The organism is Streptomyces sp. P17 (genome assembly GCF_032436805.1).
GTDB lineage: Bacteria > Actinomycetota > Actinomycetes > Streptomycetales > Streptomycetaceae > Streptomyces.
Genome location: NZ_JAVRBF010000727.1, coordinates 1 through 277, shown reverse-complemented (window position 1 = coordinate 277; position 277 = coordinate 1). Strand labels below are relative to the sequence as shown.

At 59.2% G+C, this 277-nt stretch carries 1 protein-coding gene; it reads right to left on the bottom strand.

What is annotated here, in order from left to right; translation table 11 throughout:
- Positions 1-14: 14 nt before the first annotated feature.
- Positions 15-277, bottom strand: a 263-nt coding sequence (locus RMT89_RS42740; RefSeq protein ID WP_315889153.1) for a hypothetical protein, incomplete at its 5' end; no start/stop codon positions are given.

Below are 277 nucleotides of genomic sequence, written 5' to 3'. Positions count from 1 at the left end.
CGTGGAGACGCCGATCAGATCGAGATTCGAGGGGGATGATCCGGAGGGGAACCGATGAGGCCGTCCGCAATCAAGTCGTCGAGAGGGAAAAGCAGTCGGCTGGTTTGAAAGGAAACTTGGACACCGTCCGTTGGGGATGGTTCGGCCTGCGCGATGGTCAGCATGCACATCGCGACAAGCGGACAATCCCGGCAGTTATTGCTTTTTTGGCCGTCCGGACAGCAAGGCATAGCGTCCGACATCGCGGCCATATCGGTCATCTCAGCGGCAGCCAGAC